Annotated in this window: 19 protein-coding genes; 5 read left to right on the top strand and 14 right to left on the bottom strand. The window is 39.9% G+C overall.

Going from position 1 to position 17470, the window contains the following annotated elements:
* Positions 1-22: 22 nt before the first annotated feature.
* The 4 genes from AQULUS_RS03495 to AQULUS_RS03480 form a co-directional block, all read right to left on the bottom strand.
* A complete protein-coding gene (locus AQULUS_RS03495; RefSeq protein ID WP_148338701.1) occupies positions 23-1087 on the bottom strand; it encodes a hypothetical protein in 1065 nt (354 codons plus the stop codon).
* 228 nt (positions 1088-1315) lie between these two features.
* Positions 1316-2422 carry a hypothetical protein gene (locus AQULUS_RS03490; RefSeq protein ID WP_148338699.1) on the bottom strand — a complete coding sequence of 369 codons (1107 nt, stop codon included), beginning with the start codon at positions 2420-2422 and terminating at the stop codon, positions 1316-1318.
* 222 nt (positions 2423-2644) lie between these two features.
* Complete coding sequence (locus AQULUS_RS03485) at positions 2645-3145, bottom strand: hypothetical protein (protein WP_148338697.1); 501 nt, start codon at positions 3143-3145, stop codon at positions 2645-2647.
* A 554-nt stretch (positions 3146-3699) separates the two neighbouring features.
* Complete coding sequence (locus tag AQULUS_RS03480) at positions 3700-4038, bottom strand: hypothetical protein (RefSeq protein WP_148338695.1); 339 nt, start codon at positions 4036-4038, stop codon at positions 3700-3702.
* 164 nt (positions 4039-4202) lie between these two features.
* Between AQULUS_RS03480 and AQULUS_RS03475 the strand changes: the two genes are divergently transcribed.
* A complete protein-coding gene (locus AQULUS_RS03475) occupies positions 4203-5513 on the top strand; it encodes a hypothetical protein (protein WP_148338693.1) in 1311 nt (436 codons plus the stop codon).
* A 23-nt stretch (positions 5514-5536) separates the two neighbouring features.
* Here the strand turns inward: AQULUS_RS03475 and AQULUS_RS03470 are convergent, their stop codons facing one another.
* The 7 genes from AQULUS_RS03470 to budA form a co-directional block, all read right to left on the bottom strand.
* The gene (locus AQULUS_RS03470) at positions 5537-5977 is read right to left on the bottom strand and encodes a Rap1a/Tai family immunity protein (RefSeq protein ID WP_148338691.1); all 441 of its coding nucleotides are present in this window, start codon (positions 5975-5977) and stop codon (positions 5537-5539) included.
* A gap of 15 nt (positions 5978-5992) precedes the next feature.
* The gene (locus tag AQULUS_RS03465) at positions 5993-6388 is read right to left on the bottom strand and encodes a Rap1a/Tai family immunity protein (RefSeq protein WP_148338689.1); all 396 of its coding nucleotides are present in this window, start codon (positions 6386-6388) and stop codon (positions 5993-5995) included.
* A gap of 136 nt (positions 6389-6524) precedes the next feature.
* Positions 6525-7250, bottom strand: a complete 726-nt coding sequence (locus tag AQULUS_RS03460; RefSeq protein WP_148338687.1) for an RraA family protein — start codon at positions 7248-7250, stop codon at positions 6525-6527.
* A 36-nt stretch (positions 7251-7286) separates the two neighbouring features.
* The gene (locus AQULUS_RS03455; protein WP_148338685.1) at positions 7287-8288 is read right to left on the bottom strand and encodes a c-type cytochrome; all 1002 of its coding nucleotides are present in this window, start codon (positions 8286-8288) and stop codon (positions 7287-7289) included.
* Between the two features lie 3 nt (positions 8289-8291).
* The gene (locus AQULUS_RS03450) at positions 8292-9866 is read right to left on the bottom strand and encodes an FAD/NAD(P)-binding protein (protein WP_148338683.1); all 1575 of its coding nucleotides are present in this window, start codon (positions 9864-9866) and stop codon (positions 8292-8294) included.
* A gap of 7 nt (positions 9867-9873) precedes the next feature.
* Positions 9874-10302, bottom strand: a complete 429-nt coding sequence (locus tag AQULUS_RS03445) for a cupin domain-containing protein (RefSeq protein ID WP_148338681.1) — start codon at positions 10300-10302, stop codon at positions 9874-9876.
* A 15-nt stretch (positions 10303-10317) separates the two neighbouring features.
* Positions 10318-11157, bottom strand: coding sequence for an acetolactate decarboxylase (gene budA / locus AQULUS_RS03440; RefSeq protein WP_148338679.1), 840 nt, complete (start codon positions 11155-11157; stop codon positions 10318-10320).
* Between the two features lie 437 nt (positions 11158-11594).
* Here budA and AQULUS_RS03435 point away from each other — a divergent pair, with 437 nt between their 5' ends.
* Positions 11595-12566 (top strand): response regulator transcription factor, encoded by a 972-nt coding sequence (locus AQULUS_RS03435; protein ID WP_172622717.1) that lies wholly within the window; start codon positions 11595-11597, stop codon positions 12564-12566.
* A 67-nt stretch (positions 12567-12633) separates the two neighbouring features.
* On the opposite strand, the gene AQULUS_RS03430 is transcribed toward AQULUS_RS03435, so the two are convergent.
* The 3 genes from AQULUS_RS03430 to AQULUS_RS03420 form a co-directional block, all read right to left on the bottom strand.
* On the bottom strand, positions 12634-13122 hold the full coding sequence (locus AQULUS_RS03430; protein WP_148338675.1) for a GyrI-like domain-containing protein: 489 nt from the start codon (positions 13120-13122) through the stop codon (positions 12634-12636).
* A 50-nt stretch (positions 13123-13172) separates the two neighbouring features.
* Positions 13173-13958, bottom strand: a complete 786-nt coding sequence (locus AQULUS_RS03425; protein WP_172622716.1) for an alpha/beta fold hydrolase — start codon at positions 13956-13958, stop codon at positions 13173-13175.
* Positions 13959-14101: 143 nt separating this feature from the next.
* Complete coding sequence (locus AQULUS_RS03420) at positions 14102-14347, bottom strand: hypothetical protein (protein WP_148338671.1); 246 nt, start codon at positions 14345-14347, stop codon at positions 14102-14104.
* A 116-nt stretch (positions 14348-14463) separates the two neighbouring features.
* Here AQULUS_RS03420 and AQULUS_RS03415 point away from each other — a divergent pair, with 116 nt between their 5' ends.
* The 3 genes from AQULUS_RS03415 (at position 14464) to AQULUS_RS03405 (ending at position 17402) form a co-directional block, all read left to right on the top strand.
* Complete coding sequence (locus AQULUS_RS03415) at positions 14464-14955, top strand: hypothetical protein (RefSeq protein WP_148338669.1); 492 nt, start codon at positions 14464-14466, stop codon at positions 14953-14955.
* A gap of 213 nt (positions 14956-15168) precedes the next feature.
* Positions 15169-16308 carry a hypothetical protein gene (locus tag AQULUS_RS03410; protein WP_148338668.1) on the top strand — a complete coding sequence of 380 codons (1140 nt, stop codon included), beginning with the start codon at positions 15169-15171 and terminating at the stop codon, positions 16306-16308.
* A 131-nt stretch (positions 16309-16439) separates the two neighbouring features.
* Complete coding sequence (locus AQULUS_RS03405) at positions 16440-17402, top strand: hypothetical protein (protein WP_148338666.1); 963 nt, start codon at positions 16440-16442, stop codon at positions 17400-17402.
* The last annotated feature ends 68 nt before the right edge of the window (positions 17403-17470 follow it).

Genomic DNA, 17470 nt, shown 5'->3' with positions numbered 1-17470 from the left:
CTCCATTATTTAGCATATTGATTCAGGTTTTTAGTGTACGGGATTGGACTTGTTCCACGCCTTTCTTCTCACCTTTCTCTTCTTTCTCTTCAGTTTTCTTCTCATTTTTCCCTGTCTGGGCTAACGAGCCGGGTTCGGCTCGAACAGACTGTGCTTTTGAAACACCCTCGGTCGGATCAGACACTGTGGCACTCTTCAAGATTGTATCCGTGTCCGTACTCGCCCGGGAAAATTGCGATGCCAACAAACTTGTGGAAGATTTCGGCTGCTGGAGATTATTTCTTTCTTGCACTATAAGCGGATTGTCCGTCTGTACTTTCGCCAGGGCGGATTTAAGAGTTGCATCGTCAAAATCGAGTTTTATCATGTCCATATATATTTTCAACGCTTCTCCCATTAATGCCTTTGTGTATTTCATTTCATCTTTATCCATGGCGCTTGGCTTTGATTCGGTAGCCAATCTTTGCAATACTGTCGCAATTATTGTTGTCTTTTCCTTTTCTCCCTCTATTGACGCACGGTTAGATATATTTGATAACTGCATGACGAGGTCTATTACTTCACGCATATCTTTGGGAGGAGTTTTGAACAAGTCAATGATATTTCCGGTTTCGGCTTGCACAACATAATTATAATTTTGATCCACTTTTTCCTTTGCCTGAACTGAAGCTACAGTACTGGTTTCGGCAGGTTGAGTTTCAACTGTTGGAATAACCACGTGCTCAAGATTTTTTCTCTCTGCCACTATAAGCGGGTTATTCGTTTGTACCTTCGCCAGAGCGGATTTCAGGGCTGCGTCGTCAAAGTCCATTTTTACCATATCCATATATATTTTCAACGCTTCACCCATCAGCGCCTTTTTATATTTCATTTCATCGGAATCTGCGGCGCTTGGCTTGGATTCGGTAGCCAATCTTTGCAATGCTGTCGCCATTACTATGGTTCTTTCAGCGTCACCCTCCATTGAGGCGTGGGTAGAGATGTTTGACAAGCCCATGGCTAGCTGTAATACATCCGACATGTTATTAAGCGGAGGCACAAACAAGGCGTTTATCTGGTTCACATAATCAGCAAACTGGTATTTCATGAACGATTCAAGCATTTCATTATTCTTGTTTTCGCGACCTTTCATTTTACACCTCGCCAATACTGAATAATTTATATTGATAATAAAAGTATAGCAGGCGCGCCGTGCTTCGCTTTCCCATTAAATTTTTAATGAAATTAACCATATACCACTAATTAAATGGTAATAAATAAAAATGCGGCCTGGCTGGCCGCATTCATTAATGAAAGAAGAATGCCGCAATGAAAGCTATCTTAATTTCGCGGAATTTGCCTTCTCTGCGCCAATTTGAATTCCTTCAAAGGCTTCCATGGCTTTGTTGATTTTAGGCTGAAGCGAGCTGTTGGACTGGCAATATCCAGAAAAGAAAGACAGACAACCGCCAAAAAGACCGGTTCTATAATACTTGTTCTCCTTATTTTGAATTTTAGATAAAATCTCACCTATTTCCTTTTTAGCTTCAGCAGCCGCCTTGAAAAAACCTTCCCTCTTCATGGTATCGGAAAATGAATTTTTCATGATTTTCATTTTACTTTCGAACTGACTGACAATATTAATCTTATTGCTTCCCGAATATTTTTTAATTTCATTTTCTATTTCATTTACGGCCCGTATGAACCGCTCTTTTTGATCGGGTATATTCAGGACTTGTGAAATAAAATCATCCGGCCTCTGAAATGAAATTGCTTTACTCACCATTTGATCAAAGCTTTGATACTTTATGTCAAAAGGATTCATTTCATCTCTTTCGAATTTTTGACTTCTATGCTGATAGCCGTATCTCGTATACGCCCCGCTGAAATTGAATCTTTCCAGTCTTTCAATAAAGACAGTCTGAACATCAATACTGGCATCGTCATCCAGCTGCATCAGTGTGCATTCATTTTCAAGACTTGGGAATTTATCATTTATGAATACTGTTAATGCGTCTCCAACATAAGCATTTTGTTTTTCTATCAATTTTTCTATACGTTCATTAATGCATTTTTTACAATATGTGGTGTCTTCAGCTTGTGAGATTGGCCCGTCGGGAGAGAGCAAGGGAATTACTGAAGTCATATAATTTCTGAAGGCATCATAATCAATGGCTTTTGAATCCTTGCTTTTTGTTTTGAATACGCGGCTGAAAAACTTTTTCCTGTCATGCACAACGCCTTCCAATTGCGTGAGAAACTTGTATTTCAATTCATCAGCATTATGTTCATTAGAAATTCGGCATACTCTGTCTATTCTTTTCAAAGATTCATCTATGAAAGTATTAAGCGCATCCTCTCTGTGTATACTTTGAGCGCGCACGTCTTTTAATAGTTTGATTATACGGTCATTGATTACTAAACCGGGCTTCCGTCGAAACATATTCATATCCTCGTTTTGTTTATCTCTAGTTTTATTTCTTTATTTCACTGGAGCGTTTGTATTTTACGGAATGCTCATATACGCAGAGATGACAGAACGATTACAGTTATGTAATATTCACACGATATGGACAATAATTAATCAAATCGCGGGTGACAGAATGCGTGATCATCAAAAAAGTCATCCAGTTTTGGCAAACCGGATGACTTTGGAGGAACAGAGTTAAACTAACCCGATACTATAAGTAGCATAGCAATTATAATCTAATGGATTAATAGTCTTAGTGCCAGGCACCATGCTGATGACTACCGCAGCGCCATTTCCCGCGGTTTGAATTCCATCAAAAATCACCGTATGATTTTTGTCATCCTTAATTTTCATTTGTTTGGATTTAAGTTTAACGCCGTCAAATCTGACACCAGAAAAAGTTCTGCCGTCATTTTTATTGTTTACATCGAATCTGAAAGTGATTGGATATTTATTTCCGATATCGAGCACAACTTTGCAAATCACATTATAGGTAAAACCCGGATTCAATGTGTCCAAACTGATACTTTTGGAGGGATTCTCACCTTCAGTCGGAAGAGAAATAAAACCTTCGCCATTCGGCAAGAATATTTTATCTCTTTTACTTACCATCTCTTCTTTGCCCGCAAACGCGCAGCCATATACACAAGCTGTGATTAACAGACACGATAAACTCACAAACCGCCTTACTTTCATACACGCTCTCCTCGTTAAAGAAAACACCCGATAGAATTATTGATTGTTTACTAATTGATCATCGGGCTACACTATATCAAATTGATTTTTATTAAACAATATACTAGATTATGATTAATATTAAATCCTTCAATATAACACCTTGATGCAAGTTCATGGGTGGTATCAAAATTCTGCAAAACGATTAGCTTTAACAGTAATATCATCGTAAGTAACTGATTATAATCATTTTATATTGAAAACAGTAATAAATGAATGGCGTTGCCAAATTTTGCCTCTATCTGTAAAGGCAGGTGTAATTGTTGGATTTTGTCACGCTGGATAATTTATTGTATGCTCTGATTGGCTGCGTCAAGGATGAGTGCCGCAAGACTCAGGGTGACTGGATAATGTATGCGGGATAATACCATTATCGCAAAAGGGGGTGTTTAATCTATTCTCAGCAACGCGCAAGGGTATGCTTTGCCATCCATTCCAGAATCGCTCCGTCATTTTTTAATAAAGACATATCTATCCTGGAGGTAAAACAAATGATTATTCAAGTCCGTTGAAAATCACTTGCCTTCACTTTGCCGCACACATGCCTTGATGCCTTCCTGTGAAAATGCATTCAACACAGCAAACTCAATTGCTTTTGAAATACATTTGGAGTCCTTTATATCGCATTTTTTTAATTCATTATCATCAATTTTAGCGGAGGCGCTATCAGCCAAACAAGTACAAACGTTATCTGTCGCTCCAATCATTTTATCCTTGCACATTTGAAAAGACGATGATTTGGTTTTTGAGTGTATGTATATAATACCGTCATCATCCATCAAATCAGCGAATAGCAGAGAGCTATGAAATGCAAATGATGTACAAGCAACAAATAAAATGATTTTTTTATGCATAAATTCCCTATTTCAGCTTGTATACCAGTTTTAATTATATCATAAAGATAATGCTTACAAGATAATAAAACCACATGGCGTGTTAATAACGCGTTAATAATACGTAACTATAATTACTTGAACTATTTAAATAATTCAAAATCACTCATAGAAACGAGTAAATTATGCAATCTTTCATTAATCACGTAGACAAGCTGATATGCGATATTGACAACTCTATTATCAATTTGCGAATAAAATATTCCATGTCCGCCATCATCGGTTCCGGTAAAAAATCCGGTTTTTACCTATTTGAAAATAATAATGACAGTCAGCCAAAAATACTCGCCGAACACATGCGTAAATTATTATCCATCAGAAAGGAACTACGAGAAAAAATCAACCAGGATACAGACAAGATATATTACCGGGATCATTATAAATTAACCCAGCAAGATCAGATTAGAGCTCAGATTCTTTATAAAAACATCCAGGATTATCTGTATCTGCAACAAGCTTTTATCAAGGCATCCGAAGTTTATCTGCAATTAAGCGAGCATGAAAAATCCGTATATTGGTCATTGATCAAGCCTGATCATCCCGCTTCTATCCAAGCTGAATTTCATCGATTTTTACAACAGTGCGATTTTAGCAAAATAGCCGTCAATCACAACAATTATTTAAAAGCGTTTTCATATTTATTTCAAAACTTCCATTCTGACAAGGCACGCGATCTTCTTAACCAGATCGTTATCCTGGCAAATCAAAATCAGGTTACATTTGTTTATCAAATGGGAAATCAAAACGAAATTCAACCCGTGGTAGCGGGAGAATCACCTGATGAGGAACTCAAAATAAAAGAAACGATATTTTCCAAATTCAGGAACCCCTTGCCGCAACAGACGGCAAATGAATTATTTGCCTCAAATCTGGAAGCATATCTCATCTTCCTAAAAGAAAACCTATGCCGCGGAAATGTCAGTGCAATCAAATCACTGATAGTCATCATCCCGAAGAATGATGAAATCCACTTCTGTCACGCGGTGAAATATATTGACAATAAGCCGGTAGTCACGTGTTGTATGCTTGATTTCGCCCAGCTTAATCTGCATGAATTCGCGCATGGGCATGCGTATTTACAAGGTCATTGTATACACCCTGACGTCAATATCGTCCCGTTACCAAGAGACGTCGTTATTTATAACAATGCGGAAGAGTTGCGCAATATTACTCAGAGCCCGTTTTCCGAAAATATCCTTGATGTAGAGGGTCCGCAGCGCATTGGCCACAAAGGCATCCTGTCGTGGGCACCAGGAGAACTTGACGCTGATGAACTCTATTACATGCGTGACGCCAATTATGATCTGGCCAATCAGGCCATTGAAGTCTTATATAATTCCAATTACTGCAGAGTCAAACCATACACACAAGCAATTGATCCACCCGCACAGCCTCAGGAAGTTAATCCGCCGCCGCGTCACGACATCAAAAATTAATGCGTGAAAAGTGATTCAAGTCATCACTTGCAAGGGTAATCTTGAGAAAATGCATTTAACACGGATGAACACGCATCCTTGTTGGCTTCTTCAGGATGTTTATGCATATAATCAACAAAGATTTGCACATATTTCTTGTTCAGCATAGATGGAGGAAGACAGAAGAGCGCATTTTTTCTCATATCTGCATCAGTAGCGTTAGCTTTGCTTTTGATTGCAAGAGTAACCGAGTAGGCCAGTTCCATATGAATAAATCCCTTGATATAGCCAAGACAGAACCCACTGTTATACGCATCGTCAGGACTGAGGTTTGTCCAGCCTTTTTCAGCTGACTTTATGCCAATTTCACACGTTTTCAGCAAATCGCCGCTACTAAACGTTCCGCAGCTTCCATACGCAAAAACGGGAACCAAGAAAAGCGTTAATGTGATCAGAAATGTATGGATGATATTATTGATTTTCATTCCACACTCCATAAACTAACAGGGATATTTTTCCATCAAAGCTTTTATCACTATCTTGCCGGCTTCTTCTGCATTAAGTTCCGGATGTCTTTTTAAATAGTCTATAAAAGCCGCACTCATCGCATCAAGAGACACACCATCCGGCAGACAATACAGCCACACCTTTTTGCTTTTGTCTTTTTGCATTGAATAGCGCAAATACAGCATGTCATCCAGGCCTTTCATATAACCCACACAAAAACCAGCCTTGAATTGGTCATCTGTTGTAATTTTTATATTATTATTAGCATCCAGATTTTTCATACAATCTATGTATAACTGATCTGCTGCATAATCTATTGCAAACACGGGTGACATGGCTAGAACGCAAATCAGTACGAGCATTAAAGAAATGCGCATTTTATTTTTCATATCCATTCCTTAAAGCTCATTTTTTAATTCCTGGATGTAATAAGTTAATTATAACGCGCAACCTGCCAGAGAGACTGCATATTCCAAAAATCCATATAATTAATAATTGCTTAGCACTTGCACATAAAACATCGCTCTAGAGGGTTAATCTTAATTTTGAAGAAGTGCCTGATCGAAGATTCTCAATATGCTCGTCTATATTACATATTTGATTGAATCTGGCGCCGTCTTGTATTCTTTGTAATGCAATTTCTTCCTTCATTTGTATCTCTTCACCTTTTTCAATGGCCGATACAGCCTCTTCCTTGTCCATGATAACAACGCCATCAATGTCAGCAAATACGATATCGCCCGGATTAACGGCAACGCCGCCGCATTCAATTTTTTCTCGAATCGTCCCTACCCTGTTTTTTGATCCGGATCTGGCACACTTCCCTTTGGCAAAAAACGGAAGTTCGCTTGCTTGTATTTCCTTAATATCCCGGCAAAAACCGTCTGTCACAATGCCGCCAAATCCGTTATGTTTAGCTACAGCGGCACACATCCCCCCAGCCAGAGCATGAGGCGCGCCACAGGAGGCGATAATAAGTATCGTTGGAGCAATGTCTGTGTCGCTATTCAAAAATGCCAAAAATGCCTGTAAGTCGTCTAAAGCCTGCATAGTTGATAAAGAATCCTGAGCACTATTGACTGTATAAGCGCGACCAATGCACTGATTCTTTTCTCCAATAGGCACAATTGCTGAATCCATTAAACGTATGTGTGGAGATGCGTCACATATGAGCGGCGTCGTAAGCCCGGCTAACCGCTGACATATCTCTGTATAACTGCTTCCTGTTGTAAGTGCAGGGCGTGATTTCATGGCATTTCTCCTTGATTGAGTGATTTTCAATAAATTCTACATGGCATAGGGATGTTTATAAGGGCCCAAGATCTTGCTGTATAAGCCTTTCTTCAATTTCACTGTCGCTAGAAATGAATCCGGCCTAAAAGTTTGATCGGGAAATTCCTTGCTTCTGTCCGGATTATATTTTTTCGGCAGATCTATATTAATATAGGCCGCGATATCATAAGCGTCACCAATACTCAATGCAGGCTTGTTATAACTCGATTTTCCATATGGCATGTTCACGTAAATGAAACTTGCAAGAACCGGGATCATATAAAGGTAGCCAGTATCAACTGGCGGAATAATATATCCGCCGCCGTAATCAAAATTCGCTCTCTTGATCCCTTCGCCTGATTTGCCATGACATTGCATGCAATTTTGCTGGTAAAGCATTTTACCGCGCCCAGGCTTGGCCATACGCGATAAATATATTTTATACAATCCTGTGCCTTCCATTTGATGTCCCTTTTTTGCAAATTGATTTAGCCATCGAAAGTATTTCATAATCAGCCTGATTTCATCAGATTGAGGTGTCAACGCCACCTTGCCATTACCAAACATCTTAATGATACGCTGTTCTAATGAAATAATTTGCATGGACTTGGTATCAAGTTTGGGATAATCATTAATTACATTCACCCAGGGCAAGCTATATATTTTAGTACCTGGCAGCTTCGAATTACCCGCTTGATGACAATTAACACAATTTAAATCATGACCAGCATGACGCTTGGCTGCATCGCGGTTATTCGCTCCCATATAAACAGACGTTTTCGTGAGTATGAGAATGGCTTTTCTGATATCATCACCTTCTCTTCCTTTAGGAATATCGCCCATATCAGGAACAGTAAATTTTTGTTTCGGGCGCCCATAATACGCCTGGATATATTGTCTTGCCTGATCGGTTGTCAAATGTTCGCCGATTTTGAACTTGTCTCTATCAAACGCGAGACTTTTTTCTGACATAATTGCCGCGAGAATGTAAATACAAATCTGAAACACACGCAGCATACCTTAAAGCGCCTTTAATTGAAAAGAAGTTGTATTGAAAGTTAACGCGGATAATGCTTTTTGAACGGCATCTATCGCAATGAAAGAAGCGTAAGGCGTAGGCACCGGATGACAGTACGAGGCGGCTGGCCCGATACAGATAAGATTGGATTGTAATTCATTCTCCCCATTGAATGCCTGACCATAGTCATTTAACTGTATCCCTCCAAATCGGGCCGGCACAAGATAACCTTTCGTGACCAAGTTTGAGAGTAGTGAAAAATTTGCATTCTGTTTACTAATATCATAACCTAATCCGCTGGAGTCAATGAGATATTCAGCCTCCTCTTCGTCATCATTTGAAAATTTAAGAATAAATCGCTTCTTATTACTGTCATATCGGACAGATGTTAGTCCGTTTTCTTCAACTATCAGATCGCGGTCGTATAACTCAAGCAATAACTGAGCATTTAACGGCGTAATTCCAGTCAGGTAGGCAAAAATGAATGAATAAAGCCGCTGATTAAAATCGGCCTTATCCTCATCTTTCAATTTATCCCAAAACTCAGCGTAGCAGCCGCTAAAATAGAAATTGAAAATGAACGATCTTAGTTCATCCACATTGCCAATTGAGTCATCACTGAGCGGATCTTTTTTATATTTTTTTATCTGATAGGAAAGAGCCGTTTGCGGTCTTGGTAGCTTGGACAAATCAACGGGCTTTTTTGCCGCAACGCTGTAAGCATTCCAAAATAACGACTCGGCTTCAGACAAACGTAATGTGTTCTTTTTATACCGGGTTTTCAAGATATTAGTCAGCCCATGGATCGATGACGCGTCACATGCGTCATTATTACCTTTGGTCGTAATAATTGGCGGATTTCGGGTAATGACATGTATACGTCCCGCATGATGATTGTCATAGGCCAGCCAAAGTGCAATATCAACAAAGGTCGCCTGTCCGCCGATAATATAGACATCCACATCTTTTGGAATCCGCTTCAAATCATCAACGCGGGTACCCGCAGGAAAAAAGTTACGTGATTCTTTTAAATGGGAGAATTGATTGTTTGGGGCGTGGCCAAGACATAAAAATAAAGTATTAATCGAAAAATGACGCTGGCAATTAGTAATCAAGTTCCATTTATCATGGTCTCGCTCAAGATCAATCACTTCTTCGATATATTCCTCAATGACTATACCATGAGCAAGTGCCTTGCTTTTATAACTCGTATATTGATCTTTTAAAAACAAGCCCACTAATGCACGCGGCGGATATTCCTCACTGATACCGTGAAATGATGGCTCCCATTTCTCTCTGGCGATATTCATCCAATCAGCCATCGTTATACCATTAGCCATCAATTTGAGTTTGGCAGCTGGATTATTCAACGTCCATATCGACGGAGAGTCCGTTGTATAGGGGACACCCGTAGCAAATTGTTCCTTTTCTTTTTCGAACAATAAGATTTTATGTGTTTCAGTGGAGGTTTCGATTAACTTGTCTACCATCTGACAAAACGCTGCAATACCGCTTAGTCCGGAGCCTACAATGGCAATTATGTTATCAGAATGATTGTTGTTATGTTGTGAAAACATTTATGATTTACTCATATCTCGGCTTCCAGGGACCCATGCCGCTTATCTGAATAACAGCTCCTTCAGGACCAGTCCAACCATAATGGGACAGACGCGGAGGAATTGAGACAAACGTACCCGCTGTCGCTAATACCCCATTTCTCTTTTTAAACTCATTTCCCCTGGCGATATAACAGCTACCAGATATCACAGTGTCGTATTCATAATGATCATGGTAATGCGGCGCAATAGAATAATTGGCTGGAAATTTTATTCTGATAACAAATAAATCTTCCCTTTTTGGATCTCCGGCAATAATAGCATATTTGCCCGCCGAATTGGGCATATCTATCCATTTCAAATCTCCGTCAGCTCTAACAACGTGAATATTATTTGCAAATACGCCGGCTGACAAAAAACAAAGAATTACCAGCAAACCCATTCGTTTGATTTTCATGCATTCCTCACTTAATCAGTTTGCGCCATTCATTTGCGCCCTATTGTATCTATCTAATGTTGCGGCAGTAATTTTTGCATTTTTGTAAACATGTGTTTGCGGAAACGCTAATTCGATTTGATTAATTCTATTGATCGTGACATCGACATTTTCCGCTTTTAACTCTAATACATGACCTGACAGCCTTCTGTCATCCGCAATAAAATGAAAATGAAATTCGGGAACAGTGAGACTGAGCAAGTATTCAGGAAACCAAAATCCCACCAACGTACCTTTAACATTTTCCACAAAATAGGTTTCCTCAATCACATCTTGCGTCCGCAGCGCGACCCTGGGTGAACGGCTTCGTAATTTTAGAAACTTGAATATTCCTGTGACTTTTATTGCATAGGGAATATTTTTATTTTCTAATTTAGACGAAATGGATTGCTTCAATACTACATAATCTCTTACCATATCGAAATGCACCGCCTTATTTTGAGAAAATGTGACCAGCTCCACAAAAGGCGTTTTCCAGTCCGGATTGACCGGAATCGTTTCCCCTTTTTGCCCGATTTTGTAGAAGTTCCCATCCAATGCGACCATTTCTCCGCGGATACCATTGAATGTTCCCAGCCCAAAGTCACCTTTCGTTTTTAACTGACGATAGGTTATCTCACCTTCAATCGCGCCTGAAAATAATGCACTGGCATTTCCCAATTGAAACAATGACACAGCGGGAGCCGCCAATCTTATCTCATGGATTGGTCCAGCATATACACTGCAGCTTAGAACAAACAGACTTATGTAACTGCCCAACCGTGAATAGACAGCATTTGTACTGGAACAATTCTTCAAATCATAATCTTCTTTCATAATATAGCCGCCCTAACTGTTCATTTGTTCTACAAATATTCATGCGATGCCATTTCAGCACGAGGTATAAGTGTGAGCGACATTACCATCATTAAAGACGAGAGAATATCCGTGAAATCACGGAAAGACATTTTTTTGCCATTCCAAATAACCACTTTGAATATTATTTTTCCTTCCATTGACACGATTATGCTTATTTATTAAGCAATTTTGTCAGATCAGATCAGGATTGAACTTACAGGGTAAATATAGAGAGAATGGCGCATAACTAGATCTTTACAATTTTCAATAATATGAACAACATAATGCTTTTCCAAAGGGTGATAAACAGTTAGCTCCATTCAGTCTTGATTTGGAACGTAAAGCCGATAACCATGACAGTTGCGAATTCATCTTTGGCAATAGCCAATTTAGATATCAATTCACTTATCCGGGACATGCCAGGTTTCGTAATCATCAAGGATCTCAGCTCCAATTACCTGAATGCAAATTTGAATACTGTAAATGAATTCGGTTTGAAAAATTCAGATCTATTATTTGGCTACTCAGACCTGACCATACCACATCCGTTATCACACAATGGACAATTCTACAGAAATCTTGATCTCGAAGTAATACAAACGGGTGAACCTATGAAAGGGATTTGTACTTTTCCATTTCAAGGTCTCATTCGTCCATACCGCTTCAGGAAATCAATACTGAAAGATCTGGAAGGAAATAACATCGCAACTTACTCTCATGCCGAAGAATGCATGGATCCATTACTCATTCGATTCATTCACAATCTTGTTGCTGGCCATCCACTCAAACACAAAAACAATAAAACAACCGTGACAAACAGTTTCATCTTGAATAAAGAATACCGCGGCACAGCCTTATCAACACCCGAATCATGTTGTTTATTTTTTCTAATCCGCCGAAAAACAATATCTGAAATTGCAGGTTTGTTAAATTTGCCTGTTGATGTCATTAGCTCCTGTGTAGAAAATATTAAAAATCAGTTAAATGCAAATAGTATCCGTGATATCTTGGATATATCCATCGAGAAAGGATACATTAACATCGTTCCGCCAGGCGTTCTCGCCCAACGCCATCACACACAGAATCAATCACTCTCATTGAATACTCAAAAACCTGAAAATTCTGAAACGGCAATCTTGCCTGATAATCCCAAAGCAGATTATCCAGTCAAATTAACAAACCGTGAACTTGATTGCGCCAGGTTATTGATGAAGGGCTGCAAGATCAAGGAAATCGCATCCATCATCAACTTATCACCCCGAACGGTTGAAACGCACATAAACAATCTCAAAATGAAATTTTCCTGTCGCGACAAGGTAGAGTTGATAATCAGATTGAGGGATATAAAAAATATGGACCAGATAAAGCATCAATTCAATTTGGATTGATTATATTGCGAAAAGTAATCGCGCCCCCGTTGCCAAGAAACAGCCATCACGATTTTGAGCAGTCAGGTTATTTAATTCCAATATAAATATCCAGGCTTGTATTAGCAGGGTCGCTTGCTCGTTGATCGTAAACTTCAAAATCCGCTATATAAGCCCTCTCACCACCGAAGTCATTCGCTGACATCTTCCAAATTTCCTGCCAGGCATTAATGACCACCTCCGGCATTTTTCCTGCCGGCGTTGTGAATTTTTGATATCTAGCCTCGGGTATGGTCAACCGCTGCAAATCTTCGGAAACATTTTCAAATAAATCGACTTCTTCGCCAATAAAATAGGTATAATCACCATGTTCATTGCTGTCATATTTGGTATAAACAGATAAAGTCACACCAGGATTCTTTCTATTGGGAATCTGGCCGGCGATATTCTGGCTCCAAAAGCGGCTTGCCAATTCCCCAATTTTAGACGTTTGCGGATTCATTTCATTTTTATTATTTGTGCGAACAGCCAATCCCACTAACTTTATTTCTGCTTTGACTGCCAACTCTTTTTCCACGGCGTTTCTCCAGTAACAATATCATTTTCATAACTACAGGGTTTGCAGAATCAGGCATTGCTCTTGTTTTCTGTGATATCAAGAAATCGCTTGATCATGCTATTTACCTGATCAGGAACCTCAAGCGTAGCCCAGTGCCCCGAACCAACAACTTTACCAGCCATTAAATGTGGACAATGTGTTCGCAAAGCATCTTCTGTGCAAAATGGTTCGCCAGATTGAATATACAAAACAGGCATTGTGCAACTTTGCAACTTCCTGACACTCTCTTTATCCCATGCCAATAAGTTTTCATAAGTTGAAGCAAGCGCTGTCTTGGCGGTGGTTTCAAAAGCGTTGATTGCCACTTGTTTTTTATCCGGTGTGATATTTAAAAATACCGCCTCAGCCAATGTTTCAGCAAAATTTTCATGCGCAGGTTTGTTGAGGTCATCAATGTGTTCTTGAACCAATTGTATAACCCATGGCTCCATTAAAACAGGAGGATCAATTAATACAAGATGAGAAACCAGCGAAGATATATTTGCCAGTTCTATAGCGACATTGACGCCATAATTCAACCCAACAAAAACAGCTTTTTTGATATCATGCGCTTGGCATAAATAAACAATATCTTCAGCAAAACCTTCTACAGTATAATTTTGTTCCGGCTTATCACTCTCGCCATGTCCACGCAAGTCTACGTTTAGAACCCGGGCTGTGCACGACAAATATTCCAATTGATCATTCATGAATTGGCGGCTGCCGCCTGCATTATGAACAAGAACGAAATTTAATGTGCCGTTGCCTGCAATTTTATAGCTTAAATTGATGCCATCACGATTTTTCATCATCATGTTTTTATTCGTCATAAATCTTGTGCATATGAATTTAAATTGAAAATCCCTAGTTAATGCGGGAGCAAGTAATCAGGACTATCGGCATAAGGAATTACCAATGGAAGCCAAATGGCAGCTGGCGCCAGCTGCCATCCAGGCTGTTACATGCCTTTTCTTTTACAGACTTGGATATCGCCATAATTGATTTGGTCTTGATGAGCCGAACCCTTATCTTTGTCATTGTAAAATAACATATTATACGCTAGTGCATTTAGGTAGGCAGACTCGCAGTCAGTAGAACGCTTAATAATATCCTCCTTGGTAACGCTACCATTCTTAATCTTTTCAACTCTTTCCATGAACTCAGGCTTAAACTCTACAGTAACAGTCGGTCTTGAATTTGCCATAAATTACTCCCGATACTAATAAAATATTAAGAATAACCCCTTATAATAAGCATGCTGAAAATCATCTTAGCACTAAAATTTTAAATAAGCATACACAAAATTGAGGAATGGTAATTATGAATAACCGCGACAAGAAATCACAAGAACAACCCAAAAAACAAAGAGCCAACGTGAAGCTAGACTCGACTGTCTCACCGTTGGGCGGCTGGTTTGGACAATTCAGTTGTCATGCCTGCGGCACGGCAGATGTCGAAGTTAAAGGTGACAGAGCTGAAGTCTCAGACATTGACCTTCGCCTGGATACAGCAAGAAGCAGCCGTTTGTGCCTGGCATCCAGAATCAGAGGCCGCGCAGTTTTAACCCGAAGATCACCTTCATCTGCCCAGATTGAAACCGATATGCAGCTTGAAGGTGTTGGCAAAACTTTAAAAACAGATGTTGACGCAACCTACACAAAAGAAGTAGACACCAAGAAGAATCTTGAAACTTACAATGCTCGATTTAGAGTATTTGAGTTTGGCAACAGAACGGACCATGACCTTACAGTTGAAGTGCCGGTCACATCAACATTCTCACCAGGAAAAAATAATGGCAGCAGCCAAAGCTAATCAGGCATGTAAAAAAAGCGGCTGAAACGCCGCTTTTTTTATGCCCAAAGTTTGAAACCGCACGAAACCCATACCTATCGTTTACTGTTGTACAGCACCAATATTCCTGTTGTATAATTCGCAGCTGCAAAAAAATGTGCAGATAAATTAACTATTAATCAAAAACTTATATAAAAATAATCCGTTACAACCCCAACAGGCGAGGATAAGACAATGTTTTTGCGAACATCAAACACAAATACGCACGCCAATACCCAGGTAAAACGCCACTGTACTGGCTCAGACATGAGTTTTAGTTTCCTTTTTGGCGCGGCTGCGTCCGCTTTTGTCAGAAGCCAGGAGGGAGGCTTGTTGTTTAGCCTGGCCGTGGGCGCCATGGTCTGCATTACATCATTTGGGGTCAGTTTTTTGTATTCGAGAAAATCATCAATTGAATCAATTAAATCGGCAAATAATAAGCTAAAGTCAAATGAATCAACTCCCGATTTTTCGGACAAATCGCCAAAGCGGAAAAATCAACTTCCCGCGATTAAAGACAAGCATATGTCTGATACAGATCCAGACCAGATTAATGATGAGGATCAGTTTTATTTGGGCTTCTGTATTAAAAGAGGATTTGCTGAATGGCTGGAAGGCGGGCTGATTGAAAAATCACCTTTGAAGCACTCTTCAGTAGTCCTGGTGCCTATGCGTATCATGTATGAACTTAATCGCCTGTCGGTTCATGAACATGATACCTATCTCACTCAAGAGCGGGGAATCATTGTATTCGGCAGACAAAGCACCATCTTTCGAAAGTCGAGCACTCTGGGATTTTGGGGAGCCTCGCATTCGGAAAGAGTAAGAACGCAAATTGATAATGAAGGAAAGTACTCATTCTTTCCAGGCGCACCTTTTGAACCCATGATGTCGGAAGTCTTGTTTTCAGGGAAAGAAATCAAAGCTGTGATCAAACAAGTGGACAGCATTATTTGCAACGGGAAAGGCCAGCTTTGCGATATGATCAACTCAAATTGTTATTCCGCTTCGGTATGTATTCTGGCAGTGGCGATAGAAAAACTTCATGATCGATATCACAATCACCTTCATCAACTTAACGGACGCTATGATATAGACATGCACCCGGCCGCAAGTAAAAAAATGCATTTTCTGATAAAGGATTTATGCTTGTTGATGCTGGATGTAATCTCGCATAATTATGGACAAGGCGTGTTGAATAATCAGGCAGTGGTAGCTCAGGTAAACAAGGCGTTAGAAATTGCATCTGAATTTGATTGCGATCAATCAGCCAAGTTAATACGTCAAAATTTGACCGAACAACGCAGCAGCCTGACCATTCGATCAAGCTTCTGATCTGTTCAAATTCACGTAATGGTCACACGCCCCGCGATTATCCATGGGGCATGTGGCTAATATAAATTCACATTGTATTAAAAGCATAATCTCTATATCATCGAGATACAATAGCTCGAGAGATATAAACAATGGAAAGCTCAAGAAAGGATATGGCGGGTTTTGACACATCTCTGGAACAGGTTCCAACGACCAGTGTTCATGTTCATACAAACAGCGAATTTAACAGTGACAAACTCCTGGTCCCTGTGTCCAATCAAAGTTGTTTGGGGTTTTTCGGTTCTGTAATTAAAAGAATATCGAAATACAGCATGTTGTATGATTTCTTCATCACTGCAGATATCCATAATCAAAAAGAAACCACCACTTATACAGAAATTTCCGATGCGCAAATGCTGGATACCAATCTGGACGATATCGCTGACGATCAGTTGTTCCAGTTAGGTATTGCCCGCAAACTCTGTCTCTCCCTGCCCATGACTGTTCATCATGCTTCTCTCGCATTCCGCTCTGCGTCCGGAGAATTTCTCATTATTGGAAGGCAGAATGCCCAATTTTTGAAATCACCAGACAGTAACGCATCCTCTTTTGCATGGTGGCTGGTCACTCATATAAACTTAAGCGCCATCTATAATTTTACAGATACGCATATGGGTAATGAAAAGAAATATGAATTTTTTCCCGGCAGCTTTTTTGACGCTGAAATGACAGATGTCATATTGTCCGGCGCCGAGATCAAGAAATTGGTCAAGGATGCAGAAGAAGATATCTGCAGTCAGCGTTATGATGTTGTGCATTCAAATTGCTATTCTGCGGTTTTCTATGGCCTGACTAAAGCCGTTGATCTGATCGCTGCCAGAGCTGGCAAAGGCCAAGGACAAGGCAGTTATGAGGCTTTAAAGAGTATCTTTACCATCATCAGCTCTGCCTTTCAGGATAATCATCGCTTGGGTTTGGGCGGGATTGATAATGATGTTATCGTGAAATCACTCGCTAACATGATAAAAAAGCTGGAAAGACTGGGATTGTTGGAAGTGATGGCGCCAGCAGGGTGTGCCGAGATTTCAACAAGGTGCAGCAAGAGAAGTTTATAGCTCCATGCGCCCCGAATGCTTCCTTCCGCCTTATTAGCACCACACTATCGACAGCCCGTGGTTTCACT

Source organism: Aquicella siphonis, assembly GCF_902459485.1.
In the GTDB taxonomy this organism is placed as follows: Bacteria; Pseudomonadota; Gammaproteobacteria; order DSM-16500; family DSM-16500; genus Aquicella; species Aquicella siphonis.
The sequence above is the reverse complement of the archived record's forward strand: the minus strand, read 5'-3'. Positions and strand labels throughout refer to the sequence as shown.

What these genes read in the sequence shown, in the direction of transcription:
- AQULUS_RS03495 (WP_148338701.1), bottom strand. Translation starts at nt 1,087, where the DNA reads ATGAAATACCAGTTTGCTGATTATGTGAACCAGATAAACGCCTTGTTT.
- AQULUS_RS03490 (WP_148338699.1), bottom strand. Translation starts at nt 2,422, where the DNA reads ATGTTTCGACGGAAGCCCGGTTTAGTAATCAATGACCGTATAATCAAA.
- AQULUS_RS03485 (WP_148338697.1), bottom strand. Translation starts at nt 3,145, where the DNA reads ATGAAAGTAAGGCGGTTTGTGAGTTTATCGTGTCTGTTAATCACAGCT.
- AQULUS_RS03480 (WP_148338695.1), bottom strand. Translation starts at nt 4,038, where the DNA reads ATGCATAAAAAAATCATTTTATTTGTTGCTTGTACATCATTTGCATTT.
- AQULUS_RS03475 (WP_148338693.1), top strand. Translation starts at nt 4,203, where the DNA reads ATGCAATCTTTCATTAATCACGTAGACAAGCTGATATGCGATATTGAC.
- AQULUS_RS03470 (WP_148338691.1), bottom strand. Translation starts at nt 5,977, where the DNA reads ATGAAAATCAATAATATCATCCATACATTTCTGATCACATTAACGCTT.
- AQULUS_RS03465 (WP_148338689.1), bottom strand. Translation starts at nt 6,388, where the DNA reads ATGAAAAATAAAATGCGCATTTCTTTAATGCTCGTACTGATTTGCGTT.
- AQULUS_RS03460 (WP_148338687.1), bottom strand. Translation starts at nt 7,250, where the DNA reads ATGAAATCACGCCCTGCACTTACAACAGGAAGCAGTTATACAGAGATA.
- AQULUS_RS03455 (WP_148338685.1), bottom strand. Translation starts at nt 8,288, where the DNA reads ATGCTGCGTGTGTTTCAGATTTGTATTTACATTCTCGCGGCAATTATG.
- AQULUS_RS03450 (WP_148338683.1), bottom strand. Translation starts at nt 9,866, where the DNA reads ATGTTTTCACAACATAACAACAATCATTCTGATAACATAATTGCCATT.
- AQULUS_RS03445 (WP_148338681.1), bottom strand. Translation starts at nt 10,302, where the DNA reads ATGAAAATCAAACGAATGGGTTTGCTGGTAATTCTTTGTTTTTTGTCA.
- budA (WP_148338679.1), bottom strand. Translation starts at nt 11,157, where the DNA reads ATGAAAGAAGATTATGATTTGAAGAATTGTTCCAGTACAAATGCTGTC.
- AQULUS_RS03435 (WP_172622717.1), top strand. Translation starts at nt 11,595, where the DNA reads ATGCCAGGTTTCGTAATCATCAAGGATCTCAGCTCCAATTACCTGAAT.
- AQULUS_RS03425 (WP_172622716.1), bottom strand. Translation starts at nt 13,958, where the DNA reads ATGATGATGAAAAATCGTGATGGCATCAATTTAAGCTATAAAATTGCA.
- AQULUS_RS03420 (WP_148338671.1), bottom strand. Translation starts at nt 14,347, where the DNA reads ATGGCAAATTCAAGACCGACTGTTACTGTAGAGTTTAAGCCTGAGTTC.
- AQULUS_RS03415 (WP_148338669.1), top strand. Translation starts at nt 14,464, where the DNA reads ATGAATAACCGCGACAAGAAATCACAAGAACAACCCAAAAAACAAAGA.
- AQULUS_RS03410 (WP_148338668.1), top strand. Translation starts at nt 15,169, where the DNA reads ATGTTTTTGCGAACATCAAACACAAATACGCACGCCAATACCCAGGTA.
- AQULUS_RS03405 (WP_148338666.1), top strand. Translation starts at nt 16,440, where the DNA reads ATGGAAAGCTCAAGAAAGGATATGGCGGGTTTTGACACATCTCTGGAA.